Genomic DNA, 420 nt, shown 5'->3' with positions numbered 1-420 from the left:
ATCGACAACCGCATTCCGCGCGAGCCGTTGAACGGCGTGGACGGCAAGGCCGAAGCCTCGGCCGCCACCGGCAACCGGGAGCGCGCGGGCGCGGCGATGGTGGAGGGCGGCAACGACCGCTTCGCGCTGCATGCCGACGTGTTCGACCGCGACACCGACGACGTGCGCGTGCCCATCGAGCTGGGCTGCGAGAAGCCCGGGTCGCCCGGCCTGTCCCGGCGCATCTGCAATTCCGCCAGCCATACGCGCGGCGGCGCCGTGGGCGGCACGGCCTTTTTCGACCGCGGCTACCTGGGCCTCTCCGCGAGCACCTACCGCAGCGACTACGGCACCGTCGCCGAGGACGACGTGACCATCGGCATGCGGTCCAACCGCTATGCGCTGGACGGCATGTGGCGCTTCGGCGCCGGCCCGCTGGAG

Annotated in this window: 1 protein-coding gene; it reads left to right on the top strand. The window is 72.4% G+C overall.

All coding sequences use genetic code 11. The features are described from left to right. Positions 1-420, top strand: a 420-nt coding sequence (locus FJV41_RS57525; RefSeq protein ID WP_220138039.1) for a hypothetical protein, incomplete at both ends; no start/stop codon positions are given.

The organism is Myxococcus llanfairpwllgwyngyllgogerychwyrndrobwllllantysiliogogogochensis (genome assembly GCF_006636215.1).
Lineage (GTDB): Bacteria > Myxococcota > Myxococcia > Myxococcales > Myxococcaceae > Myxococcus > Myxococcus llanfairpwllgwyngyllgogerychwyrndrobwllllantysiliogogogochensis.
Note: the sequence above shows the minus strand (reverse complement) of the source record. Positions and strands in the feature narration are given on the sequence as shown.